Origin of the sequence: Herbaspirillum chlorophenolicum, assembly GCF_001189955.1 — a bacterium.
In the GTDB taxonomy this organism is placed as follows: domain Bacteria; phylum Pseudomonadota; class Gammaproteobacteria; order Burkholderiales; family Burkholderiaceae_D; genus Herbaspirillum; species Herbaspirillum chlorophenolicum.
On record NZ_LFLT01000006.1, the window covers coordinates 18,844 to 41,756 of the forward strand.

Below are 22,913 nucleotides of genomic sequence, written 5' to 3' on the forward strand. Positions count from 1 at the left end.
GAGTGTCGGTTCAATGCATGTCATGGGGAGGGGTTCAGTGCCCGTGGCCGGTTTTTGCTTCCGGCGCGTGGTATGGAGGCGGCGGCTGGCCGCCTTTCCATTCGTAGGCCACGCTGCCGGCTGGCGCCCGGTACCAGCCGGGATCGCGATAATCGCCGCGCGCCAGGTTCTTGCGCACCTTGACGGTGCTGAACATGCCGCCCATCTCGATGGCGCCATACGGGCCATTGCCGGCCATCATCGGCAGCGTGTTCTCGGGCAGCGGCATTTCCATGCCATCCATCGAACCGCCCTTGTCGCCCATGACCATGTAGTCAGGAATCAGCTTGCCGATCTTTGCGGCGACGCCGGATTGGTCGACCCCGATCATGGTCGGCACGCTGTGGCCCATGGCGTTCATCGTGTGGTGCGCCTTGTGGCAATGCAGGGCCCAGTCGCCTTCCTCGGTGGCGTCGAACTCGATGGCGCGCATCTGGCCCACGGCGATGTCGGCCGATACCTCCGGCCAGCGTGAGGCCGGTGGCGTCCAGCCGCCGTCGGTGCCGGTGACGGTGAATTCATGGCCGTGCAGGTGGATCGGGTGGTTGGTCATGGTCAGGTTGCCAACACGGATGCGTACGCGATCGTTCTGCCGCACCACCAGCGGATCGATGCCGGGGAAGGCGCGGCTGTTCCAGGTCCACAGGTTGAAGTCGAGCATGGTGTTGACCTTGGGCGTGGCCGCGCCCGGCTCGATGTCGTAGGCGTTGAGCAGGAACACGAAGTCGCGGTCCACGCGCATGAAGTTCGGGTCTTTCGGATGCGTCACCCAGAAGCCCATCATGCCCATCGCCATCTGCACCATCTCGTCGGCGTGCGGGTGGTACATGAAGGTGCCGGCACGGCGTGCGGTGAATTCATAGACGAAGGTCTTGCCCGGCGGGATGCCCGGCTGGTTCAGTCCGGCCACGCCATCCATGCCGTTGGGCAGGCGCTGGCCGTGCCAATGCACGGAGGTCGCTTCGGGCAGCTTGTTGGTGACGAAGATACGCACCCGGTCGCCCTCGACCACCTCGATGGTGGGGCCGGGGCTCTGGCCGTTGTAGCCCCACAGGTTGGCCTTCATGCCGGGCGCGATCTCGCGCACCACCGGTTCGGCCACCAGGTGGAATTCCTTGACGCCATTCTTCATGCGCCAGGGCAGGCTCCAGCCGTTCAGTGTCACCACCGGCTGGTAGGGACGGCCATTGCTGGGCGCCAGCGGTGGCTGGGTCTGCGCGCTTTGCTGCAGCGGCGCTTCAGGCAGGCTGGCCGCTCCCACGCGGCTGACGGCCGATGCGCTCACCGCCAAGGCCGAGCCTTGCAGGAAGGTGCGGCGGCTGATGTTGGTATCGCTCATGGTTGTTTTCCTTGTCGGTTGTCGGTCGTGGCCGGACCGCCCAGCGCCAGTTGCAGTCCGGCGTCGGCGATCCAGAAATCGCGCTCGGCCTCGATGGCGGCATTGACCGTGGCGGCCTGCTCGCGGGCATCGGCCAGCAGCTCGAATACGCTGATGAGCATGCCGTTGTAGCGCAGCAGGTTTTCATCGGATACCTGGCGGCGCAATGGCACGATGGCGTCGCGGTAACGGCGCGCCAGCACAAAGGCGTCCTGCCGTTCGCGCCAGGCCAGGCGCACCTGCGAGCGGGCATCGAGCGCGGTGGCGGCCAGCTTGTGGGCGCTTTGCATGTAGATGGCCTCGGCCCGGGCTACGCGCGCCTGGCCCCAGTCGAACAGCGGGATCTCGATATCGACCTGGTAGCCGATCTCGGGCGCCTTGCCGGTCTCCGACGTGCGCAGTGCGCCGAGGTCGAGCACGTTGATGAAGCGGGTGGCGCGCGTCAGGCCCAGCGAATCCTGCAGGCCGGCCACTTCCAGCCGGGCGGCTTGTATGTCGAGACGCTGGTCCATGGCTTGGCGTTCGATATCGGCCGCTTCTTCGATCCGCACAGGCAGGTCGGGCAACCGTTCCGGCAACGTGAAGGCGGGGGCAATGCCCAGCAGGCGCGCCAGCACTTCCTTGTCCTGCAGCGCGTCGCGCCGCGCGCGGGCAAGGCCGGTCTGGGTGTCTGCATAGAACAGTTGCTCGCGCGCGGCATCGAGTTTGCTGACATTGCCGTGTTTGGCCATCTTGGCGGCCAGCTCATGCGAGGCCTCGGCGGCCTGGTTCACTTGCTCCTGATAGGCCAGGCCCTGTTGCGACGCCACTGCCCGGTAATAGGCCTGACGCGTTTGCGCGGCGGTGCGCAGCAGCTTGTCGGCCAGCAGCAGGCGCACCTGGTCGAAGCGGCGCGCCTCGATGCGGGAGGCCGCCGGCATGGTGAAGAGCTGCATTAATGCCAGCGACAGGCTGCGCTCGATCTTGATATCGCCGCCGGAATGCGTTCGGGCGAACGAGAAGCCCGGGTTGGGCAAGCGGCCGGCCTGCACCAGGTCGGCCTCGGCAATGCCGAGATCGGCGAAGGAGGCCTGCAGTTCAGGATTGTTGAACAGTGCGATCTGCACCGCGTCGTCGGCGCTGGCCAGGCGGGCCTGGCTGTGGCCGTCGGCGTGCAGCAGCTGTGCGACGCGCGCTTCGGCACGGCGGGCATCCTCGGGCGTGCGGTTCCAGGCGGCTTCTTTGCCAAGCTTTTGCGCGGCAATGCCTTGCACCTGGCCGAAACCGCCATCCTCGGAGAATGAGGCGCAGCCGGCCAGCAACGCACAGGCGGCCAGCGCGCTCGCCCGCAGGGGGCGTGAAACTAGGGGAGTCATGGAATCCTCTTCTGATGATGATCGTCATCCGCCGCGGGTGTACCCGGGCGGGGTGGGCGCACGCTCTAGCGTGCGCGATCAGGCATCAGAGGAAGGAGGGAGGCCGGTCGGGATTTTCCGGCAGGTAGCCGACGAAGCCGGTGGCCGGCAGCGCGATGAATTCGCGCGAGGGAAGATCGAGGGCGGGGAGAGCGTCCAGCGCCAGCGGCAGTACCGCGCCCGTGGTGCAGGCGGCGCAGTAGCTGCAGGAAGCATTCTTGTGCTGCGCGTGGTGGGTGTCGTGCGCGGGCGCTGCATCGGTGATCGTCTCGGCGACCGGCTCGGCTTGCGCATGATGGCCATGCTGGTGTGCCGTCGCCTGTGCGTCCTGTTGCAAGCCATGCGCCGCTTGCGCGCCGTGTCCGGCAGCCGCCGTTTGCGCAATGGCCGGCGCGCATGCCTGCAGCGCGGCGGCGAACCCCTGGACGGGGATCGCCAGCGCCAGCAGCCACAGCAGGAAAATTTTCGCGCGCAGGATCATGGCGGCAAGTATAGCACCAGGCGCTTACCCGACCCGCGACGGCACTCCGCGCACCAGCCGCAGGCCGTTGAACACCACGATCAGGCTGGCGCCCATGTCGGCGAACACCGCCATCCACAGCGAGCTCATGCCGGCCAGCGCGAGCGCCAGGAACACTGCCTTGATGCCCAGCGCGATGGTGATGTTCTGCACCAGCACCCGATGCGCCTTGCTGCTTAAGCGGATGAAGTCGGGGATCTTGCGCAGGTCGTCGTCCATCAGCGCAACATCGGCGGTTTCCAGCGCCGTGTCGGTGCCGGCCGCACCCATGGCGAAACCGATCTGGGCGCGTGCCAGCGCCGGCGCATCGTTGATGCCGTCGCCGACCATGCCGACTTCGCCATATTGCGTACCCAGCGCTTCGACGGCCTTGAGCTTGTCATCCGGCAGTTGGTCTCCACGGGCGTCGTCGATGCCGGTCTGGGCGGCGATGGCTTGCGCGGTATGCGCGTTGTCGCCGGTCAGCATGACCACGTGCACGCCCAGTTGCCGCAACTCGGCGACCGCCTCACGGCTGGTTGGGCGTACCGTGTCGGCGACCGCCACCAGCAGTTCGGGCTGTGCGCCACGGCACAGCAGGGTGGTGGTCTTGCCTTGCTTCTCGAAGGCTTGCAGGCGTGCCTCCAGCTCCGGGCTGCACATGCCCAGCTCATGCACCAGGCGGTGGTTGCCCAGATGATAGAGTTCGCCGCCGATGCGTCCCCGTACACCGCGTCCGGCCAGCGCTTCGAAGTCGCTCACCTCCAGCGCAGCGGCGCCTTCCTGCGCGGCGATGGCGCGCGAGACCGGGTGGTCAGAGCGGGTGGCCAGCGAGATCGCCAGTTGCAGCAAGACCTCCTGGTTGGCAGAAGGGGCGAGCGATGGCACGTCGGTCACCACCGGCTTGCCGAAGGTGATGGTGCCGGTCTTGTCCAGCGCCAGCGCGCGCAGCTTGCGGCCCTGTTCGAGATAGACGCCGCCCTTGATCAGGATGCCGTGCCGCGCCGCCGCCGCCAGTCCGCTGACGATGGTGACCGGGGTGGAGATCACCAGCGCGCAGGGGCAGGCAATCACCAGCAGCACCAGCGCCTTGTACAGCCAGGGATGGAAGTCGGCGCCCATCAGCAGCGGCGGCAGTACCGCCACCAGCACCGCCATGGCGACCACGGCCGGGATATAGACTTGCGCGAAGCGGTCGACGAAGCGCTGCGTCGGTGCGCGCTGGCCTTGCGCCTGCTGCACGCTCTTGACGATACGCGACAGTGTGGAATCGCCCTGGGCGGCGGTGACGCGCAGCAAGAATGAACCATGCTCGTTGATGGTGCCGGCGAACACTGCATCGCCCGGCTGCTTGGCGACCGGAATGCTTTCGCCGGTGATTGGCGCCTGGTTGATGCTGGTTGCGCCTTCGGTGATCACGCCATCCAGCGGCACGCGTTCGCCCGGCGCCACGCGGACGATGGCGTCCACCGCCACCTCGCGCGCAGGTGTGCTGGTCCAGCTGCCGTCGGCGCCGCGCACGGTGGCGAGGTCGGGCGCCATCGCCATCAGGCCGGCGATGGCATTGCGTGCGCGGTCCAGCGACAGCGCCTCGATCATCTCGGCCAGTGTGAACAGCACGATCACCACCGCCGCCTCCGGCCACTGGCCGATCACGGCCGCGCCGATGACCGCCAGCGACATCAGGAAATTCATGTTGAGCGAGAAATTGCGCAGTGCGATCCAGCCCTTCTTCAGCGTACCCAGCCCGCCCAGCGCAATGCCCAGCAGGGCCAGCGCGATCACCGGCAGCGAACGCTCGTCGCCGCTGGTCCAGGCCATGATTTCCGAACCCAGCGCGGCCAAGCCGGCCAGCCCCAGCAGGATCCAGCGGCGCGCCGGGATGCGGTAGGCCGCGGCCTGGTCGATGGCGTCTGCCTGTGCGGAGGCATCCAGCGAATCGGACTTGACGGCAGGCAGCATGTCCAATGCCTTCAGGGTGTCGACGATGGGGGCAATGGACGGCAACTGGTGCTGTACCGTCAGTTCGCGCTGGATCAGGTTGAACTCCAGCGCACCGACGCCATTCATCTGCCCCAGCCGCTCGCGGATCAGCTTTTCTTCGGTGGGGCAGTCCATCTTCTGGATGAAGAACACCGCCTCTTCGGTGTCGCCCGCCAGGCGCTGGGCCGCCGGCATTGCCGTTTGCAGCGCCTCATGCACATGGCCGCCGCAGCAGCTGCCGTTCACATCGGCATGCGCATGGCCTTGTTGGGCATCATGGGAATGGTGGTCGTGAGCATGATGCGCATGATCATGGTCATGGCTGTGGGGGTGTCCATGCTTGTGTTCGGCCATCGGTTTGTCCTTTTCTCCAGTGCAGCGGATTTGTTTACAAGGTATATTAAAAACCCTGAAGTAACTACAAGGTCAAGCGCATCATGGATACACTGAAAATTGGCGAACTGGCAACGCTGGCCGATTGCCCGGTCGAAACCATCCGCTATTACGAGAAGGAAACCCTGCTGCCCGAGCCGACCCGCTCGCAGGCCAATTACCGGCTGTATGGCGCGCGCCATGTCGAGCGGCTGCAATTCATCCGCCACTGCCGTTCGCTGGACATGACGCTGGATGAAGTGCGCGAGCTGCTGCGCCTGCGCGACGCGCCCGAGCAGAATTGCGGTGAGGTGAATGCGTTGCTGGACAAGCACATCGGCCACGTGGCCCAGCGCATTGAGCAATTGAAAGCCTTGCAGGGGCAATTGCACGTGCTGCGCGCGCAATGCGACGCCGACCAGCCGTCGCGCGACTGCGGCATCCTGCAGGGATTGGCGAATCTGCCCGACGATGTGAAGCCCGCCAATCTCGGCAGCCACGGCGGCGGCTGCCACTGACCGGAGGGCATGGCGGGACGAGGGCGGCGTTGCGCCTCCTTCGTACCTCCATGCTGTTCAGGCGAGTATCAGCGCGCCAGCCAAGCCATCACTTCCGCGATTACCTCATCCGGCTTTTCCCGTTGCGGGAAATGTCCGGCGCCATCGATCACCACACGGCGGTAGCCGTTTCCGAACAGTTTGTCCTTGCCTTCCGAGGTCGAGGGATGGTTGGCGCCATCCTCGCCGCCATGCAGCATCAGGGTAGGCACCATGATCGCGGGTGTCTGCGCCAGTTTGGCCTCCAGCCCGGCATAGGCCGGATCGCCTTCGGCAAAGCCCCAGCGGTGGCGGTAGGAGTGCAGGCAGATATCGGCCCAGTCGGGATTGTCGAAGGAGGCCGCGGTGTTGGAGAACTCGCTGTCGGCAAAGGACCACGACGGCGACCAGGTATTCCACATGAAGCGCGCAAAGCCGCGGCGGTCCTGTTTCAGTTCCTCGGCCCCGCGCGGCGTGGCAAAGAACCAGTGGTACCAGTAATTGCGCGACTGCTGCAGCGACAATTTCTGATCCGCGGTATTAGTGCCCCAGCCGACCGAGAGGGTGATGCAATGGCTGATGCGGTCCGGTGTCTGCGACGCGGCGATATAGGCGGCGCGTGCCCCCCAGTCGTGGCCGATCAGCGCATAGCGCTGCAGCCCCAGGGCGTCGACGAAGGCCATCAGGTCGGAACCCAGCGCGGCCAGCTGGCCGCTGCGCGGGGTGTCCGCGGACAGGAAGCGCGTCGGCCCATAGCCGCGCAGGAACGGACGGATGACGCGATAGCCCGCCGCGCGCAAGGGTTTGAGGAAGTGGTCCCAGGTGCGCACATCGTCCGGCCAGCCATGCACCAGTACCACGGCGGGCGCATCGGCCGGGCCGCTTTCTTCAAAGGCGATGCGCAACTTGTCGGTGTCGATGAAACTCAGGTGGTTGCTTTGCGGCATGGCAGGCGTTCTCCGATGGATGCGGCGATACTCTCTGTAGATACTGCAGACCTCAGGTGAATCATCGCAGCAGTGCCGTACCGGGACAATGTAAAAAAGGCAGGCCGGGATGAAATTTCCTCATGCAAGGCACGGCACGCCAGCCATTGCCGTCAGCCTGCTGTCTTGCCCAGGATGCGATCCATCATCCACGCCGTGTGCGCGGCGCTGTCGCCGCAGGACGGATGGCGCGCACCGCCGGCGAGGTGTGAGCGCATGTTGGCAACGTGATGCAACTGGATGTTTTCCGGATTGGGAATATCCATGCGTTCGATACCATCAGCCGTCGTCAATTGAAGCGGCTGCTCTTCGAATACCGAGAAATCGATCTTGCCTGCGCTACCGGTGATTTCCACCCGGTCGGCGCGTTCGAAGTTGCCGAAGTGCCAGCTCCCGCTGCCGGTCACTCCCGATGCGTAGAGCCAGCTGGCGACAACTGCATCGCATGCACTGTACAGGCCCTGCTGGTTGGTAGCGCTGCCGGAAGCTTGCACGACTTCGCCGAAGAAATGGGAAAACAGGTTCAGGCCGTGGCTGGCCAGGTCGTCGAAATAACCGCCAGGCGCAATGCGCGCGTCGGTGCGCCAGCGGTAAGTGCCGTTGAGGTCATCCGCGGCCGGCGTGCGCGCCAGTTGCCAATGGAGATGGCGCGGCGTGCCGATGCGGCCATCTGCAAGCCATTTCCGAACCTGTTCGAAGCGCGGTAGCGAGCGCCGGTAGTAGGCGACGAACAGCGGCAATCCGGCCCGCTCGAACGCCTCGACCATGGCCAGGCATTCGGCGTGGCTGGGCGCCATCGGCTTTTCGACGCAACAGGGCTTGCCGGCGGCGGCGACCTTCAGCGCGTAGTGCAGGTGCGTGTCGGGTGGCGTGGCGATGTAGACGGCATCGATATCGGCATCGGCGATCAGCGCGTCGGCGTCGTCGAACCAGCGCGGCACGTCGTGGCGGTGCGCATAGTCGGCCGCGAGCGCCGCGTCGCGCCGCATGACGGCCGCCAATTCGAAGCCGGCTGTTTTCTGGTAAGCGGGACCGCTCTTGCGTTCGGTGACGGCGCCGCAGCCGATGATGCCCCAGCGTAGCGGCTTCATGCGGCGGCCTTGGACGTGTGCGCGCAGCATCCGTCCCCGGCGCCCAGCGCATCAAGGATGGGGCAGTCGGGCCGGTTGTCGCCGTGGCAATTGTGCGCCAGTGTTTCCAGCGTCGATTTCATCGCCTGCAGTTCGCGGATGCGCTGGTCGAGCTCGCCGATATGCGCCTCGGCCAGTTGCTTGACCTTGCGGCTGGAACGCGACTGGTCCAGCCACAGGCCGATCAGGTCGGCGATCTGCTTCATTGAAAAGCCGAGCAGGCGCGACTGGCGAATGAAGCGCAGCAGGTGCACGTCGCGTTCGCTGTAGACGCGGTAGCCGGCGTCGGTGCGTCCGGCCTTGGGGATCAGGCCGGTCTCCTCGTAATGGCGGATCATCTTGGCCGATACGCCCGAGGCGGCGGCCGCTTCTCCGATGTTCATGCTTTCACTCCGTGTTTTGCTTGATGGGCTTTCCAGCGGCGAAGCAGCAGTGCGTTGCTGACCACGCTGACGCTGGAGAACGCCATCGCCGCGCCGGCCAGCATCGGGTTGAGCAGGCCGAAGGCTGCCAGCGGAATGCCGACCAGGTTGTAGATAAAGGCCCAGAACAGGTTCTGGCGGATCTTGCTGTAGGTGCGGCGCGAGATGTCGATGGCGTCGGCAGCCAGGCCCGGGTCGCCGTGCATCAGCGTGATGCCGGCCGCCTGCATGGCGACATCGGTACCGGTGGACATGGCGATGCCGACATCGGCAGCGGCCAGTGCCGGCGCATCGTTGATGCCGTCGCCGACCATTGCCACCACCGCGGGCTTGCCGTCGCTGCCATTCTGCGCGCGCAGCGCATCGACTGCCTGCGCCTTGTCGGCCGGCAGCACCTCTGCGCGGAAATCGTCGATGCCGAGCTGCGCCGCTACTTGCTGCGCGGCGCCGCGGTTGTCGCCGGTCAGCATGACGGTGGCGATGCCCAGTCGTTGCAGGCTGCGTACGGCGTCGGCAGCGCCCGGCTTGACCTCGTCGCCGAACGCCAGCAGACCGATGATCTCGGCGCGCTCGCCATCCCTGCGCGCCAGCCAGGACAGGGTGCGGCCTTGCTGTTGCAGTTCATTGGCGCGCAGTTCCAGCGCTTGCATTGGCGCTTGCAGTTCCTGCATCCAGCGGCTGCTGCCCAGGCAATATTGGTGGTCATCGATATTGCCTTCGATACCGCGTCCAGCCACGCTGCGTACTTCGGTAGCTTGCGTTTGCGGCAGGCCATCCCGCACAGCCGCAGCGTCGAGCACGGCACGGCCCAGCGGATGTTCGCTACTGGCCTGCAGCGCGGCGGCCAGCGCCAGCATCCGGTCTTGCGACGCTTGCCCTTCGTGTGCTGCATGCAGTTCGGTCAGGCGCGGACGGCCGACGGTCAGCGTGCCGGTCTTGTCGAAGGCGATGACATTGATGCGATGCGCGATCTCCAGTGCCTGCGCGTCCTTGATCAGGATGCCGTGGCGCGCGGCTACGCCGGTGCCGGCCATGATTGCGGTCGGTGTAGCCAAGCCCAGCGCGCAAGGGCAGGCGATCACCAGTACCGCCACGGCATTGAGCAGTGCCTGTTCCCAGTCACCTGCATACAAGCCCCAGCCCACCAATGTGACCAGCGCAATCACCAGCACGGCCGGTACGAAGACGGCGCTGACCTGGTCCACCAGCCGTTGGATCGGGGCCTTGGCCGCTTGGGCTTGTTCCACCATGCGCACAATCTGCGCCAGCACGGTCTCGGCGCCGACGGCGGTGGTTTCGACCAGCAGCACGCCATCGGCATTGATGGCGCCGGCGGACACTTTGTCGCCGAGTTCCTTATCTTGTGGACGGCTTTCGCCGGTCAGCATGGCTTCGTCCAGGTGGCTGCGGCCTTCGCGCACCACGCCGTCGACCGGCACCCGTTCGCCGGCGCGCAGCACTACCAGGTCGCCGACCCGTACTTCCGCCAGCGCCACGTCGACATCGCGCCCGTCGCGGCGCACGCGCGCGCGGTCCGGCCGCAATGCGTTGAGCGCGGCGATGGCATCGGCGGTCTGGCGCTTGGCGCGCGTTTCCAGCCATTTCCCCAGGAGCACCAGCGTGATCACCACCGCTGAACTTTCGAAGTAGAGATGGGGTGCCGCCATCGGGTGATCGGGCATGGCTTGTGTACCCAGCCATTGGTACAGCGACAGGCCGTAAGCCGCGCTGGTGCCCAGCGCCACCAGCAAGTCCATGTTGCCCGACAGCGCGCGCAGCGCGCCCCAGCCGGCACGGTAGAAGCGCCAGCCGAGCCAGAACTGCACTGGCGTGGCCAGCAGCCATTGCCACATCGGCGGCAGTTCCAGCCGGATACCGAAGGGCATCAGCAGCATGGGCAGCACCAGCGGCAGCGACAAGGCTGCCGACAGTGCCACCGGCCACCAGGAGGGCAGGGCGGGTGTTTTCTTTTTCTGTGTCGCGTCACCTGGCTGCGCATGCGCGCTGGCCTGGTAGCCGGCCTTTTCGACGGTGGCGATCAGGCTTGGCAGGGGGATGTCGCCCAGCATCGAGATACTGGCGGTTTCGGTGGCGAGGTTGACGCTGACGGCAGACACGCCCGGTACTTTCTTCAAGGCCTTTTCCACACGCGTGACGCACGAGGCGCAGGTCATGCCGGCAATGTCGAGTTCGGCGTGGCTGGCCTTGACGCGGTAGCCGGCTTTCTCGACCGCCGCCGCCAGTTGGGCGACATCGACGTTCGAAGCGGCTTGCGCGGTGGCGCGTTCGGTGGCCAGGTTGACGGCGGCGTCGGTTACGCCGGGGACAGCGCGCAAGGCTTTTTCAACGCGGTTGACGCAGGATGCGCAGCTCATGCCTTCGATGTCGAGGCTGAACTCGCGGGCAATAGCGGTGGGGGAGGTGCTTGTCATGGTGGAAGCTCCGGAAGGATGGTGGTCACGATGCCATCATCATCCTTCCCATGATGGTAAGGTCAAGCAGGATTGTCGCACGGATGCGAAAAATGGGAGCTTGACCTTGCCATTGTGGGAAGGTTTAAGCTTGCAGACATACTATCCACTTACTGAAAGGATTTCGCCATGAGTACCGTTTTTACCGTCAACGATATGACCTGCAACCATTGCGCCAGCGTCATCACCAAGGCCGTCAAGGATGTGGACGCCAACGCCAGGGTTGAAATCGCCGTGGCCGACAAACGCGTCGTCATCGACAGCGCCTTTCCGGCACAGGATTTTTCCGAGGCGATTGCCGATGCCGGTTATACGCCGGTGGCAGCCTGAACGGCTTGAGGAGGGCATTTCTACTTGCTTAACAACCGCATCGCCCGCTCCAGTCCATCGATGGTGAGCGGGAACATGCGCTCATTCATCAGTTGCCGGATCAGCGCGATCGATTGCCGGTATTGCCACAAGCCTTCCGGCTCGGGATTGAGCCAGGCGAAGTGCGGGAAGGTGGCCGTGAAGCGCTGTAGCCAGACTGCACCCGCCTCGGCGTTGTTGTATTCCACCGAGCCGCCCGGCTGCACCACTTCGTAAGGGCTCATGGTGGCGTCGCCGACGAAGATCAGCTTGGTGTCCGGCGTGTATTTGCGCAAGACATCCCAGGTCGGGAAGCGTTCGGCGTGGCGGCGGCGGTTGTTCTTCCACAGATAGTCGTAGACGCAGTTGTGGAAGTAGAAGAACTCCATGTTCTTGAACTCGGTGCGCGAGGCCGAGAACAGCTCCTCGGTGCGCGCGATGTGGTCGTCCATCGAGCCGCCGACGTCGAACAGCATCAGTACCTTGATGTTGTTCTTGCGCTCCGGCTGCATGCGGATATCGAGATAGCCGGCATTGCTGGCGGTGGCGCGGATGGTGTCGTCCAGCGCCAGTTCTTCTTCCAGCCCTTCGCGGGCGAACTTGCGCAGGCGGCGCAAGGCCACCTTGATATTGCGCGTACCCAGTTCGCGCTCGCCGTCATAGTCCTTGTATTCGCGCGCATCCCATACCTTGACCGCACTGCGGTTCTTGCCGACCCCGCCGATGCGGATACCTTCCGGGTTGTAGCCGCCATGCCCGAAGGGCGAGACGCCGCCGGTGCCGATCCACTTGCTGCCGCCTTCGTGGCGCTCCTTCTGTTCTTCCAGCAGTTGCTTCAGGCGATCCATCAGCTTGTCGTAGCCGAACTTCTCGATAGCCGCTTTCTGTTCGGGCGTCAGTTCGCGCTCCAGTTTCTTCAGCAGCCACTCCAGCGGAATCTCGGGCTTCTTCTCAAAGATGGTGTCGATACCTTTGAAGTAGGCGCCGAAGGCGCGGTCGAACTTGTCGAAGTTGGCCTCGTCCTTGACCAGCGTGAGGCGCGAAAGATAGTAGAACTCATCCATCGAGGGTGCGATGACCTGCTTGTCCATCGCTTCCAGCAGGGTGAGGAATTCCTTGATCGAAGCCGGCACGCCGGCGTCTTTCACGGTGAAGAAAAAATCGATCAGCATGGATATACGAACCTGTTCAAAATCTCGTCGGGGTTGTCCCAATGCCCTTTCAGGCGGTCTGCTGCGTTACAAAGCCTCGCCGGGCCACCGGCCCGTCTGCGTTTTGCGCCTTGCATCCCATCCTGAAATGACATCGGCCCAACTCCCGCCGAGACTTTGAACAGGTTCGGGCGTTCAGCGCCCCAGCTTGTACTGCAAGTGGCGCCGCACGGCGGGCCACTCGGATTCGATGATGGAGAACACCACGGTGTCGCGCAGCGAGCCGTCCGGCATGCGCTGGTGGTTGCGCAAGATGCCATCCTGCTTGGCCCCCAGGCGGGCGATGGCAGTGCGCGACTGCTGGTTCATCCAGTGGGTGCGGAATTCGACGGCGATGCAGTGCATGTCTTCGAAGGCGTGCGTGAGCATCATCAGCTTGCATTCGGTATTGATGCTGGTGCGCTGGGCGCTGGCAGCGTACCAGGTGGAACCGATTTCGACGCGGCGGTTGGCGGCGTCTGCGTTCATGTAAGTGGTCATGCCGCACAGCGCGCCGGTGTCGTTGCGCCGGATCACGAAGGGCAGCATGCTGCCTTGCTGCTGCAGGTGCAGGCGGCGCTCGATCTCGGCGCGCATGTTCTCCGGCTTGGGGACGGAGGTGTACCAGAGCTTCCACAGCTTGCCGTCGGAGACTGCGGCGATCAGCGCATCGTGGTGCTCAAGGGAAAGCGGTTCGACATTGACGAAATGGCCTTTGAGCGTGATCGGCGAGAGGAATTGCATGGCGTCTCCGGGGCAGGTAGAAAGCTAGCGGTTGTTGCGCGACATGAACACCAGCCGCTCAAACAGGTGAACGTCCTGCTCGTTCTTGAGCAGCGCGCCGTGCAGCGGCGGCACGGCGGCCTTTCCATCCTTGCTGTGCAGCGCCTCGGGCGGGATATCTTCGGCCATTAGCAGCTTGAGCCAGTCGATCAGTTCCGAGGTCGAAGGTTTCTTCTTCAGGCCGGGCACGTCGCGCACTTCGTAGAAGCTTTGCAGCGCCTGCGCCAGCAGCTCGCGCTTGAGGTGCGGGAAGTGCACGTCGACGATCTGCTGCATGGTGTCCTTGTCGGGGAACTTGATGTAGTGGAAAAAGCAGCGGCGCAGGAAGGCGTCAGGCAATTCCTTCTCGTTGTTGGAGGTGATCACCACCAGCGGCCGGTGCCTTGCCTTCACCATTTCGCGCGTCTCGTAGACGTAAAACTCCATCCGGTCGATTTCGCGCAGCAGGTCGTTGGGGAACTCTATGTCGGCTTTGTCGATCTCGTCGATGAGCAGCACCACCGGTTCGGGCGAAGTGAACGCCTGCCACAGTACACCCTTGACGATGTAGTTGTGGATGTCCTTGACCCGCTCGTCGCCCAGTTGCGAATCGCGCAGGCGCGAGACCGCGTCGTATTCATATAAGCCCTGCTGCGCCTTGGTGGTCGACTTGATGTGCCATTGCAGCAGCGGGCGATCCAGCGCCGCGGCCACTTCCTCGGCCAGCATGGTCTTGCCGGTACCGGGCTCGCCCTTGATGAGCAGCGGGCGCTGCAGCGTAAGCGCGGCGTTGACGGCCAGTTTGAGGTCGTCGGTGGCGACGTAGGTGTCGGAGCCGGTGAAGCGTTCCGGGCGTGCGGAATGGTCGTGCATGGGCGCGGTCCTTGGTGATGTCGTTCTGTGCCGCCAACTTCCTGCGCATGGTGCTGCGGCGCAAGACATCGGCTTGTCAATTTAAACGAGTATAAGGGAAAACCCCGGCTGGCTCAGTCGGGTTGAAATTCGCGGATTCGCCCTTATGTATGGGATTCCGCATGCATAACGCTGACAAGACACATGAAATTCCTGTTCTTCAAAATGCTGGTGGTGTGGAGACGCCTGCGGCACGGCATGCAAGCCCGCTACATGGCCCGCCATGATGTCGGGCGGCAACTCGACAGTTTGATGCGCCGCGTCGATCCCGCATCGGCCTGGCATGAGCGCGCCAACTGGCTGATCGACGTCGCCGAGTGGCTGCGCCACCGGCCGGCAGTGTCCCTGCTGGACCGGCAGGCCTGGAACAAGGTCCGCAGCCAGCGGTTGGCGACCATGCTGGACTGGCTCGACCAGCACCGCGACGTGCGCCGCAACGTGCAGAATGCGATGCAAAAGACCCTGCGCGAGGCCAACGGTCCGGAGCTGTTTTCCACCACCGGCCTGCCGCATGAGCCAGGCTTCTTCGGCGAACTGGTCGAACGCCTGGCGCGCATGGTCCTGCCGCGCCACCTTTCCCCAACCGACCTGTCTTCGCTTTTCACCGCGCTGTTTCCCGATCCGGACGATGCCAACTGGTTGCTCGAGCTGGACAATGAGCTGCTGGTGCGGCTATGGAAGCTGTTTGCCGATGACGGCATTTCGCACATGTACTGGCAGCAGATCGAAGAGGCGATTACCTACCTCACCACGACGGTGATCGCCGACGGCATTAGCCCGGCCTTCCGCCAGCGCCTGGAACCCAAGATGCCCATGCGCGCCACGCCTTTCCTGGCGTTGCGGCGCGAGATAGAGGCATGGTTGCGCACCAACCCTTACGATCAGGCCGCATTGCGCAGCGTGCGCATGCTGGTGGCGGTGTGCCATGCGCAGACTGACCGCATTTATGCTCACCTGGACGAATACGGCGTCTCGGTCAGCCTGGTGTACCGCATCGAGCGCATGCGTGCGCATCTGCAACGCATCGGCCGCCTGATCGATGTGCGCGCGGCCGTTCCCGGCGAACCGGGAGCGGGGCGTGTGCAGTTGTTATTGGCCGACCTGATTTCCGCGCACCACAACCGTGGTTCGGTGCGCGGCTTGATGCGCCGCAGCTTCGCGCTGCTGGCGCGCAAGATGGTCGAGCGCAATGCCAATCACGGCGAACAGGCCATCGCGCGCGATGCTGCCGGCTACCGCAAGGTATTGAAGGGCGGCTTGCTGGGCGGTGCGGTATTGGCCGGCACGGCGCTGCTGCAGATCGGGGTGGCCAGGCTGGGGTCGGCGCATTTCTTCGAGGGTGCGCTGGCGTCGCTCAACTATGCGGCGAGCTTCCTGCTGATTGCCGCCGTGGGCGGTGTGCTGGCCACGCGCCAGCCGGCTGTGGCGGCGCCGATGCTGGCTTCGCATATGGGCGAGCTGGACGCCGACGGCATGCGTGGCCTGATCGCGGAAGCGGGCTTGCTGCTGCGTTCGCAATCGGCGGCCATTTTCGGCAACCTGCTGGCGGTGGCGCCGGTGGTGGCTCTGGTTTGCACTGCCGGCTGGTTCCTGTTCGGCGTGGTGCCGATGAGAACCGAACAGGCGCATGCCGAGCTGGTTTCCCTGTCGCTGGTCGGCCCCACGCCGCTCTATGCCGCGCTGACCGGCGTACTGCTGTGGCTGTCGAGCCTGGCGGCGGGGTTCGCCGACAACTGGTTCGCCTTGCGCCGCGTGCGCGAAATCATGTCCAACCAGCGCCGCCTGGTGCATGCGCTCGGCCCCTTGCGCGCCGAGCGTTGCGCAGCCTGGCTGGAGCGCAATGTCGCAACCATCTCCGGCAGCATGGTGCTGGGTCTGCTGCTGGGGATGACGCCGGTGCTGGCGGAGTTCTTCGGCCTGCCGCTGGACGTGCGCCAGGTGACGCTGGCTGCCGGCACGTTGGCGGCAGCGGCATTCAGCCTCGGTTGGCAATCGCTGGCCACGCCGGAATTCTGGCTGGCTGCCGGCGGCGTTGCCATCAGTGCGTTCTTGGGTGTGGGCGTGGCGTTCGCCTGCGCATTGACGCTGGCCTTGCGCGCGCGTGATGTGCCGCGCCGCATGCGGCGTTTCGTCCAGCGGGAAGTGTTGCGCCGCTTCGTCACTGCGCCGGCATTCTTCATTTTTCCTGAACGCGCTGGGGCGGGCGTCGATGCGGCGGTGCACGATGAGGAAGGCAGTGGCGAGGATGAAGACAGGGACAACGGCGGGGACGGCGGCAGCGCGACTCCCATCGATATCGGCAACGACACGCAAACGCAGGCCGAATGGCCCGGTGAGAGCGCCCGTGACAGCGAGCGCAACGTCCATCCCGAGGGATTGCGGCGGCATGGATGAGTATTGATTGATTACCAAGGCTATACCCGTCATATTGCAGTGCATATATTGGGGTATTTCCTGCAAGCCTGCACCAGGCGGGCTGTTGCGGCCGATTTTCGGGGCACCCGGGAAGGGATGACTATGCCGAGTTTATTAGGTTAGAATCAAACGGTTTTTTGCGTAAGCAGGGGGAGTGGAGAGACACGCTTAAGCCGAAAGAACGGTTGAGCCACAGTAAAACAGCCAAACCTGCCGAACCAGTGCAACTGAATCAGTAAGAAAAATGCCACTGGCTGCAAAAGATTCGTTTCGGAACCTGTTCACGATCTCGCCGGGAGTTGGGCTAATGTCATTTCAGGATGGGGTGCAAGGCGCAAAACGCAGCCGGGCCGGTTGGCCCGGGGAGGCTTTGCAACGACGCAGACCGCCTGAAAGAACATTTGGACAACCCCGGGCGAGGTCGTGAGCAGGTTTTAAGTCCAATTTACTTACCCTGCGAACATGAAAAAACACCTCGTGCTTCTTGCCTTGAGTGGCGTTGTCGGCAGTGCGTCTGCGGCAGACATCGTCGGTAATGCCAAGGCTGCTGAAAATAAAGTGTCCATGTGCATCGGATGCCACGGCATCCCCGGCTACAAAGCCTCGTTCCCTGAGGTCTACCAGGTACCCATGCTGGGCGGCCAATCCCCCAAATACCTCGAAAACGCGCTGCGCGCCTACCAGAAGGGCGAACGCAAGCATCCGTCGATGCGGGGCATCGCCGCCAGCCTGTCGGACCAGGATATCGCCGACCTGGCCGCCTACTATTCGCAGCAGAAGTGAGGGGACGCACGAGATGAAAAATATTCTTACCCATATGGCCGCGGCGTTGGCCGTATTGTCCGCCGTTGCTTTGCCTGCCCAGGCCGCCGACTTGGCCGCCGGCCGTGCACTGGTCGAGAAGTACAACTGCGCTTCCTGCCACGGCAAGGACTACAACTCGCCGATCGATCCTTCCTACCCCAAGCTGGCCGGCCAGCATGCGGATTACCTCAAGCATGCCCTGGTGGCGTATCGCCGCGGCGACACCGCCATGAATGGCCGCACCAACGCCATCATGTCGGCGCAGGCCAAGCCGCTGACCGATCAGGATATCCAGAATATCGCCGCCTACCTGCATAGCCTGCCGGGTACGCTGGTGGTGCACAAGTAAGCGGCGCAATTGCCGGCGCAATGAAAAAGCCACGCTGTTGCGTGGCTTTTTCGTCTGGTGGCGCCGGAAGTCAGTTTTGCGCGCGGCGTTTGATGCTGTCGATATAGGCCGCGCCATCCGGCGGCAGGCCATTGCGTTGGGAATTCCAGATCATCTCGCCCAGGCATTCCATGATTTCGTGATGTGCCTCATGTTCGGAGCCGCGGCGCTGTGCCAGCATCTGGAACGCGGCACGGATGCCAGGCGGTTGGTCGATGGAAATCTGTTCGGTAATCGACAGGTGCATCGACAAGTGCAGGAAAGGATTGGACTGGCCGCGTTCCACCGAATAGTCGGTGGCGATTGCCTGTTCGACATCGCCCAGCGCTTCTTCATATTCCGGATGCTGGATGATCCAGTCGCGTGCGATCGCTTCGATCGGGGTCAGGACTTCGTGGCCCCGATGCTTGCGGTAAGCATCGCAGAAAAAGCGGCGGACATCGTGCTGGGAGGGCGTGAACATGGTGCAGGGAAACGAAAGTTCAAACCTCTATTTTACGCCGCATCGCGGTCGGTTTCAGGACAGGCATGCGCCAAGGGAATCTGATGGAGGTCATTTTGGATCGCCACGGCGGGGTTGTCTTGAAGTAATATTCTTGCGGGGAGCCCAAAGAGCGCATTGCCTCAATCATCGAGGGTGTGAACGTTCCCTGTTTGATTGCTGAAATGCGTTCTACTTATAAGCAGAACCCGGCCGACTCGGTACATGTTGCCAGCAGGGAGGCCGGGCACAGAGAGGGGAAATCGCATGCGTCCTGCAGGCAGCTTCTTAGCGCACCTCCGTTTGCTACGCCGCTTTCATTTTCGTTGCGCCGCCATTGTTCTGCTGGCGGCCGCCGGCGTGTTCGTGGCGCTCGGGGGGCAGGCCAAGCCGGTTGCGGAAAGGAAGGCGGCTGATCGTGCGCCGGCGGTAGTGGGCGATGCCGCTGCCGACGAGGGCGCCATACTGCCGGTCGGTTTTGCCGGTCCTTTGTCGGGGCCATCCGCCGGCGTAGGTAAAAGCATGCAGAACGCGGTGCAGCTGGCGCTGGACGAAGCCAACCGTCGCGGCGTGCGCATCGCCGGCAAGAATTACCGTTTCAAGCTGTTGGCGCAGGATGACCGCGCCGATCCCGCCACCGCCGAATACGTCGCGCGCTATCTGGTGAGCCAGCATGTGGTCGGCGTGGTCGGCCACTGGAACAGCGGCGCCAGCCTGGCGGCGGCTCCGGTGTATCACGCCGCGGGCATAGTGCAGATATCGCCCGCGACCATGAGCCGCAAGTTCACGGCCCAGGCATATCCGGGGGTGTTTCGCACGATTGCCAACAACGATGCCGTAGGCCAGTTCTCAGCCGAATATGCGGTACAAAAGCTGGGCGTGAAGACGCTGGCCACCATCGACGACCGCACGCCGTTCGGCCAGGGGCTGGCCGAACAGGTCGCCCGGACTGCGCGCGACCAGGGCATTAAAGTGATCGGCAGTTATTCGGTGAGCGACAAGACCTCGGATTTCAACGCGCCGCTGATCGAAATCCGCAAGCGCAACCCCGACCTCATCTTCTTCGGCGGCCTTGACTGGCAGGCCGGGCTGCTCGCCAAGGCCATCAAGCGCCTGAAGATCAATAGCCGGCTCATGGCCTCGGCCGGGACGGTAGGCTTGCCCTTCCTGATGCAAGCCGGGGCCGATGGCAATGGCGCGCTGGTGCTGGAGCCGGGGCCATCGCTGGACAAAATGCCGGGCTGGAAATCTTTCCGCCAGCGCTACGGGCAGAATTTCGATACCGATATCGACCTGTATGCCACCTTCGCCTATGACGCCGCGCAGGCGCTGGTCAATGCCATCCGCCAGGCCAACAGCACGGAGTCGGCCGCCATCGTGCAAGAGATGCACAAGCTGCGTTTCAATGGTGTGAGCGGTACTATCGCCTTCAACGATGAAGGCGACCTGCTCAACCCGATATTCACCATGTATGAGGTACAGGACATGCGCTGGGTGCCGGTACTGCAGATCAATAGCGGGACGGCGGTGCGCTGAGAGGCGCAGCATGCCTTTCCGCCGTTCTTATACGCCCTTTTGCGGCAGCGGCGTCTTCTGCTTGAACTCGCACAGGTCGGCGATCACGCAGTTCCAGCATTGCGGCTTGCGCGCGATGCAGGTGTAGCGGCCATGCAGGATCAGCCAGTGGTGGGCGTCCTGCATGAACTCCGGCGCCACGAACTTCATCAATTTGCGCTCCACCTCGTCCACATCCTTGCCCGGCGCCAGGCCGGTGCGGTTGGAGACGCGGAAGATATGCGTATCGACCGCAATGGTCGGGTGGCCGAAGGCGGTATTCAAGACCACATTGGCGGTTTTGCGTCCTACCCCCGGTAAGGCTTCCAGCTCCTCACGCGTTTGCGGCACTTCGCCGCCATGCTGCTCGATCAGGATGCGGCAGGTTTCGATCACGTTCTTGGCTTTGGTACGGAACAGGCCGATGGTCTGGATATAGGGGATCAGCTTGTCCACGCCGAGCTTGTAGATTTTCTGGGGCGTGTTGGCCACCGGGTAGAGCTTGCGCGTGGCCTTGTTGACCGAGACATCGGTGGCCTGGGCCGACAACAAGACCGCGATCAGCAGCTCGAACGGTGTGGTGTATTCCAGCTCGGTGGTTGGCGTTGGATTGGCCTGGCGCAGGCGTTCGAATATTTCGCGGCGTTTGGTCGGGTTCATGGATGTCGTTTTTCTTGTATCGTTTGTCGGCGAGAAAAGGAAATGGGAAAAGGGAAATAGAGCCGCACGCAAGGGCTCAGGGTTTGGCCGCTTTTTCCTGTTCAGCTTGCAGTTTTTTCAAGCGGGCGCGCTCCATCGCCGCCTGGATGATGGCCTTTTTGCGGGCCTGCTCGGCTTGCTGCTCGGGCGTGCCGGTTTCGGCGGCTTCCACTTCCTTGAGCTTGGCGGCGGCCTTGGCCGCGAGGCGGGCGTCATTCTCCGCCTTATCGCGTTTGAGGCGGACGCTGCGCAAATCGTGGCGCGCACGTGCGGCGTTGGCCTGTTCTTGTGTCCAGGCTTGCCAGCCAGTGCGTCCCGGCGTGGCTTCTTCCATGGCGATGCAGTCGACCGGGCAGGGCGCCACGCATAGTTCGCAGCCGGTGCAGAGGTCATCAACCACGGTATGCATCTGCTTGGCCGCACCGACGATGGCATCTACCGGGCAGGCCTGGATACACAGCGTGCAACCGATGCAGGCCTGTTCGTCGATCACCGCCAGCAGGCGCGGCTGTTCCCGGCCATTGGCCGGATTGAGCGGGAGGATGGGTTGGCCCAGCAATTGCGCCAGCCGGGCAATGCCCTCGGCGCCGCCGGGCGGACACTGGTTATAGGCGGCGCGGCCATCGGCGATCGCTTCGGCATAGGGGCGGCAGGCCGGGTAGCCGCATTTGGTGCACTGGGTTTGCGGCAGCAGGTCTTCGATCCGGTCGGCGAGACCGGGCAGGGCAGACGGTGTGGTGGCGGATGGCGGCACGTTGAGGCAGTTCGGCAAACAACTCAAAGGCCACATTATCCGGGGAAATCGGCGCGAAGTCATGCCGTCTGGCAGACGCTGCCTGCGCCAAGATCATCCATCCGGCTTAGAACGGTTGGTTATTTGGCTGAACTTCGACGTGCCGAGGCTATCCACTTTCAGTATCCGGATGCGCGGCACGGCATCCGTCTCCCAACCACATCAGCACGGCCCGGCGAGAGCGCATCATGATCAAGTTCCCACGCCCGATGGCAGGTGGACGTTCCCTTGAAGTCGACTTCTTCCGCGGCGTGGTGCTGCTGATGATCGTGGTGGACCACATTTCGGGCAGCATGCTGGGCCAGTTCACCTTGCAGCGCTTCGCCATCTTCGATGCCACCGAGGTATTCGTCTTCCTGGCCGGCTACGCCACTGCAGCCGCCTATACCGCCATCGCCGACGAGAAAGGCAATGAAGCCGCACGTTGGCGGTTCCTGCAGCGCGGCTGGCAGCTCTACCGTTCCTTCCTGCTGACCGTGGCGCTGATGCTGGCCATGGGCCTGTTATTCACCGCCTTGCGGCTGCACGCGCCTACGATCGAATACACCGATATCGGCACCTTTATTCACGAACCTCTGCAGATCGGCGTAGAGATGATCCGGCTGGCGCGCCAGCCCTATTTGTCGAGCATCCTGCCGATGTACATGCTGTTTGCGCTGGCCTCTCCGGTGATCGTGCCTGCGGTGCGCCGCCGGCCCTGGCTGGCAGTGGCGGCCAGCCTGGCGTTGTGGGGCGTGGCGCCGTTGCTGGCGCGGCTGCTGCCTACGGTGTCGCCCACCGGCTGGACCTTCAATCCCTTCGCCTGGCAACTGCTGTTCGTGATCGGGGTGGTATGCCGCCTGCATCCGCTGAAGAGCTACCAGCGCGAGGATGCCGACGCCGTGCTGCGTCGGCGCAAGCTGACCCGCATCGCCGCGGCGGTGGCGGTCGTTTTCCTGTGCGTGCGCATATTCGTCGAGTTCGATCCGGGTCCGGTCTTCAAGCAGAACCTGTCGTCGCTGCGCGTGGGCAGTTTCATGGCGGTGTTGTGGCTGGTTGCGATGATGGTCCGCCAGGGCTGGATCCTGCAATTGGCCGAGCGCCTGCCGCTGGTGGTGACGGTTGGCCGGAACGGGTTGGTGTGTTTTGTCTCGGGGACGATGATCTCGCTGCTGGCCGATATTCTCCTGTATCTCGCCACAGGTGGGCGGCCGGGGAATTGGTCGGGCCTGATGGCAGATCTGGCCGCGATTGCGTCGATGCTGGCTATCGGTGTGGCGGCGCAGGCGTGGAAGGATTATCGCCGCGCCAGGGATCGCCGCGCGCATGGCCTGCACGCGCATTGAGCAGGTTTGCCGCACAAAAAAAGAGCCGGCGC

At 63.9% G+C, this 22,913-nt stretch carries 21 protein-coding genes; 7 read left to right on the top strand and 14 right to left on the bottom strand.

Annotated elements, in window-relative coordinates:
- Positions 1-34 precede the first annotated feature (34 nt).
- The 4 genes from AKL28_RS05685 to AKL28_RS05700 all read right to left on the bottom strand — a co-directional run bounded on the left by AKL28_RS05685 (position 35) and on the right by AKL28_RS05700 (position 5,488).
- Positions 35-1,378 (bottom strand): multicopper oxidase family protein, encoded by a 1,344-nt coding sequence (locus tag AKL28_RS05685; protein ID WP_050467109.1) that lies wholly within the window; start codon positions 1,376-1,378, stop codon positions 35-37.
- Positions 1,375-2,772: a TolC family protein gene (locus tag AKL28_RS05690; protein ID WP_050467110.1), complete on the bottom strand. Its 1,398-nt coding sequence runs from the start codon at positions 2,770-2,772 to the stop codon at positions 1,375-1,377. Before AKL28_RS05690 ends, AKL28_RS05685 begins: the two co-directional genes overlap by 4 nt.
- An 85-nt stretch (positions 2,773-2,857) precedes the next feature.
- A complete protein-coding gene (locus AKL28_RS05695; RefSeq protein WP_050467111.1) occupies positions 2,858-3,292 on the bottom strand; it encodes a hypothetical protein in 435 nt (144 codons plus the stop codon).
- A 24-nt stretch (positions 3,293-3,316) separates the two neighbouring features.
- Entirely contained in the window at positions 3,317-5,488 is a 2,172-nt protein-coding gene (locus AKL28_RS05700; protein WP_231602358.1) for a heavy metal translocating P-type ATPase, read from the bottom strand.
- Positions 5,489-5,730: 242 nt separating this feature from the next.
- On the opposite strand from AKL28_RS05700, the gene cadR reads away from it, so the two are divergent.
- Complete coding sequence (cadR, locus tag AKL28_RS05705) at positions 5,731-6,183, top strand: Cd(II)/Pb(II)-responsive transcriptional regulator (RefSeq protein ID WP_050467113.1); 453 nt, start codon at positions 5,731-5,733, stop codon at positions 6,181-6,183.
- A gap of 68 nt (positions 6,184-6,251) precedes the next feature.
- On the opposite strand, the gene AKL28_RS05710 is transcribed toward cadR, so the two are convergent.
- The 4 genes from AKL28_RS05710 to AKL28_RS05725 all read right to left on the bottom strand — a co-directional run bounded on the left by AKL28_RS05710 (position 6,252) and on the right by AKL28_RS05725 (position 11,171).
- On the bottom strand, positions 6,252-7,148 hold the full coding sequence (locus tag AKL28_RS05710) for an alpha/beta fold hydrolase (protein WP_050467115.1): 897 nt from the start codon (positions 7,146-7,148) through the stop codon (positions 6,252-6,254).
- Positions 7,149-7,300: 152 nt separating this feature from the next.
- Complete coding sequence (locus tag AKL28_RS05715; RefSeq protein WP_050467246.1) at positions 7,301-8,278, bottom strand: Gfo/Idh/MocA family protein; 978 nt, start codon at positions 8,276-8,278, stop codon at positions 7,301-7,303.
- Positions 8,275-8,700 carry a Cu(I)-responsive transcriptional regulator gene (gene cueR, locus AKL28_RS05720; protein ID WP_050467116.1) on the bottom strand — a complete coding sequence of 142 codons (426 nt, stop codon included), beginning with the start codon at positions 8,698-8,700 and terminating at the stop codon, positions 8,275-8,277. Before cueR ends, AKL28_RS05715 begins: the two co-directional genes overlap by 4 nt.
- Positions 8,697-11,171, bottom strand: coding sequence for a heavy metal translocating P-type ATPase (locus AKL28_RS05725; RefSeq protein ID WP_082221375.1), 2,475 nt, complete (start codon positions 11,169-11,171; stop codon positions 8,697-8,699). The genes cueR and AKL28_RS05725 overlap by 4 nt, the downstream gene beginning before the upstream one ends.
- Before the next feature lie 168 nt (positions 11,172-11,339).
- Between AKL28_RS05725 and AKL28_RS05730 the strand changes: the two genes are divergently transcribed.
- Positions 11,340-11,540, top strand: coding sequence for a heavy-metal-associated domain-containing protein (locus AKL28_RS05730; protein WP_050467118.1), 201 nt, complete (start codon positions 11,340-11,342; stop codon positions 11,538-11,540).
- 20 nt (positions 11,541-11,560) lie between these two features.
- On the opposite strand, the gene AKL28_RS05735 is transcribed toward AKL28_RS05730, so the two are convergent.
- The 3 genes from AKL28_RS05735 to AKL28_RS05745 all read right to left on the bottom strand — a co-directional run bounded on the left by AKL28_RS05735 (position 11,561) and on the right by AKL28_RS05745 (position 14,383).
- The gene (locus AKL28_RS05735) at positions 11,561-12,730 is read right to left on the bottom strand and encodes a vWA domain-containing protein (RefSeq protein WP_050467119.1); all 1,170 of its coding nucleotides are present in this window, start codon (positions 12,728-12,730) and stop codon (positions 11,561-11,563) included.
- A 174-nt stretch (positions 12,731-12,904) separates the two neighbouring features.
- Entirely contained in the window at positions 12,905-13,492 is a 588-nt protein-coding gene (locus tag AKL28_RS05740; protein ID WP_050467120.1) for a GNAT family N-acetyltransferase, read from the bottom strand.
- Positions 13,493-13,516: 24 nt separating this feature from the next.
- On the bottom strand, positions 13,517-14,383 hold the full coding sequence (locus AKL28_RS05745; protein WP_050467122.1) for an AAA family ATPase: 867 nt from the start codon (positions 14,381-14,383) through the stop codon (positions 13,517-13,519).
- 183 nt (positions 14,384-14,566) lie between these two features.
- Between AKL28_RS05745 and AKL28_RS05750 the strand changes: the two genes are divergently transcribed.
- The 3 genes from AKL28_RS05750 to AKL28_RS05760 all read left to right on the top strand — a co-directional run bounded on the left by AKL28_RS05750 (position 14,567) and on the right by AKL28_RS05760 (position 17,990).
- Entirely contained in the window at positions 14,567-16,816 is a 2,250-nt protein-coding gene (locus AKL28_RS05750; protein ID WP_082221376.1) for a site-specific recombinase, read from the top strand.
- Between the two features lie 483 nt (positions 16,817-17,299).
- Positions 17,300-17,620 (top strand): c-type cytochrome, encoded by a 321-nt coding sequence (locus AKL28_RS05755; RefSeq protein WP_050467123.1) that lies wholly within the window; start codon positions 17,300-17,302, stop codon positions 17,618-17,620.
- Between the two features lie 13 nt (positions 17,621-17,633).
- On the top strand, positions 17,634-17,990 hold the full coding sequence (locus tag AKL28_RS05760; protein WP_050467124.1) for a c-type cytochrome: 357 nt from the start codon (positions 17,634-17,636) through the stop codon (positions 17,988-17,990).
- A 70-nt stretch (positions 17,991-18,060) separates the two neighbouring features.
- Here AKL28_RS05760 and AKL28_RS05765 read toward each other — a convergent pair whose 3' ends face one another.
- Positions 18,061-18,492, bottom strand: a complete 432-nt coding sequence (locus AKL28_RS05765; protein ID WP_050467125.1) for a DUF1841 family protein — start codon at positions 18,490-18,492, stop codon at positions 18,061-18,063.
- A gap of 285 nt (positions 18,493-18,777) precedes the next feature.
- Here AKL28_RS05765 and AKL28_RS05770 point away from each other — a divergent pair, with 285 nt between their 5' ends.
- Positions 18,778-20,046 carry a branched-chain amino acid ABC transporter substrate-binding protein gene (locus AKL28_RS05770; RefSeq protein WP_082221377.1) on the top strand — a complete coding sequence of 423 codons (1,269 nt, stop codon included), beginning with the start codon at positions 18,778-18,780 and terminating at the stop codon, positions 20,044-20,046.
- 27 nt (positions 20,047-20,073) lie between these two features.
- Here AKL28_RS05770 and nth read toward each other — a convergent pair whose 3' ends face one another.
- On the bottom strand, positions 20,074-20,724 hold the full coding sequence (gene nth / locus AKL28_RS05775; RefSeq protein ID WP_050467126.1) for an endonuclease III: 651 nt from the start codon (positions 20,722-20,724) through the stop codon (positions 20,074-20,076).
- A 76-nt stretch (positions 20,725-20,800) separates the two neighbouring features.
- Positions 20,801-21,517: an electron transport complex subunit RsxB gene (gene rsxB / locus AKL28_RS05780; protein ID WP_050467249.1), complete on the bottom strand. Its 717-nt coding sequence runs from the start codon at positions 21,515-21,517 to the stop codon at positions 20,801-20,803.
- 227 nt (positions 21,518-21,744) lie between these two features.
- On the opposite strand from rsxB, the gene AKL28_RS05785 reads away from it, so the two are divergent.
- On the top strand, positions 21,745-22,881 hold the full coding sequence (locus AKL28_RS05785; RefSeq protein ID WP_050467127.1) for an OpgC domain-containing protein: 1,137 nt from the start codon (positions 21,745-21,747) through the stop codon (positions 22,879-22,881).
- Positions 22,882-22,913: the final 32 nt, after the last annotated feature.

Bases quoted from the DNA above. Each gene is read 5' to 3' on its own strand.
- AKL28_RS05685 (WP_050467109.1), bottom strand. From the start codon at position 1,378: ATGAGCGATACCAACATCAGCCGCCGCACCTTCCTGCAAGGCTCGGCC.
- AKL28_RS05690 (WP_050467110.1), bottom strand. From the start codon at position 2,772: ATGACTCCCCTAGTTTCACGCCCCCTGCGGGCGAGCGCGCTGGCCGCC.
- AKL28_RS05695 (WP_050467111.1), bottom strand. From the start codon at position 3,292: ATGATCCTGCGCGCGAAAATTTTCCTGCTGTGGCTGCTGGCGCTGGCG.
- AKL28_RS05700 (WP_231602358.1), bottom strand. From the start codon at position 5,488: ATGCCGGCGGCCCAGCGCCTGGCGGGCGACACCGAAGAGGCGGTGTTC.
- cadR (WP_050467113.1), top strand. From the start codon at position 5,731: ATGGATACACTGAAAATTGGCGAACTGGCAACGCTGGCCGATTGCCCG.
- AKL28_RS05710 (WP_050467115.1), bottom strand. From the start codon at position 7,148: ATGCCGCAAAGCAACCACCTGAGTTTCATCGACACCGACAAGTTGCGC.
- AKL28_RS05715 (WP_050467246.1), bottom strand. From the start codon at position 8,278: ATGAAGCCGCTACGCTGGGGCATCATCGGCTGCGGCGCCGTCACCGAA.
- cueR (WP_050467116.1), bottom strand. From the start codon at position 8,700: ATGAACATCGGAGAAGCGGCCGCCGCCTCGGGCGTATCGGCCAAGATG.
- AKL28_RS05725 (WP_082221375.1), bottom strand. From the start codon at position 11,171: ATGACAAGCACCTCCCCCACCGCTATTGCCCGCGAGTTCAGCCTCGAC.
- AKL28_RS05730 (WP_050467118.1), top strand. From the start codon at position 11,340: ATGAGTACCGTTTTTACCGTCAACGATATGACCTGCAACCATTGCGCC.
- AKL28_RS05735 (WP_050467119.1), bottom strand. From the start codon at position 12,730: ATGCTGATCGATTTTTTCTTCACCGTGAAAGACGCCGGCGTGCCGGCT.
- AKL28_RS05740 (WP_050467120.1), bottom strand. From the start codon at position 13,492: ATGCAATTCCTCTCGCCGATCACGCTCAAAGGCCATTTCGTCAATGTC.
- AKL28_RS05745 (WP_050467122.1), bottom strand. From the start codon at position 14,383: ATGCACGACCATTCCGCACGCCCGGAACGCTTCACCGGCTCCGACACC.
- AKL28_RS05750 (WP_082221376.1), top strand. From the start codon at position 14,567: ATGAAATTCCTGTTCTTCAAAATGCTGGTGGTGTGGAGACGCCTGCGG.
- AKL28_RS05755 (WP_050467123.1), top strand. From the start codon at position 17,300: ATGAAAAAACACCTCGTGCTTCTTGCCTTGAGTGGCGTTGTCGGCAGT.
- AKL28_RS05760 (WP_050467124.1), top strand. From the start codon at position 17,634: ATGAAAAATATTCTTACCCATATGGCCGCGGCGTTGGCCGTATTGTCC.
- AKL28_RS05765 (WP_050467125.1), bottom strand. From the start codon at position 18,492: ATGTTCACGCCCTCCCAGCACGATGTCCGCCGCTTTTTCTGCGATGCT.
- AKL28_RS05770 (WP_082221377.1), top strand. From the start codon at position 18,778: ATGCGTCCTGCAGGCAGCTTCTTAGCGCACCTCCGTTTGCTACGCCGC.
- nth (WP_050467126.1), bottom strand. From the start codon at position 20,724: ATGAACCCGACCAAACGCCGCGAAATATTCGAACGCCTGCGCCAGGCC.
- AKL28_RS05785 (WP_050467127.1), top strand. From the start codon at position 21,745: ATGATCAAGTTCCCACGCCCGATGGCAGGTGGACGTTCCCTTGAAGTC.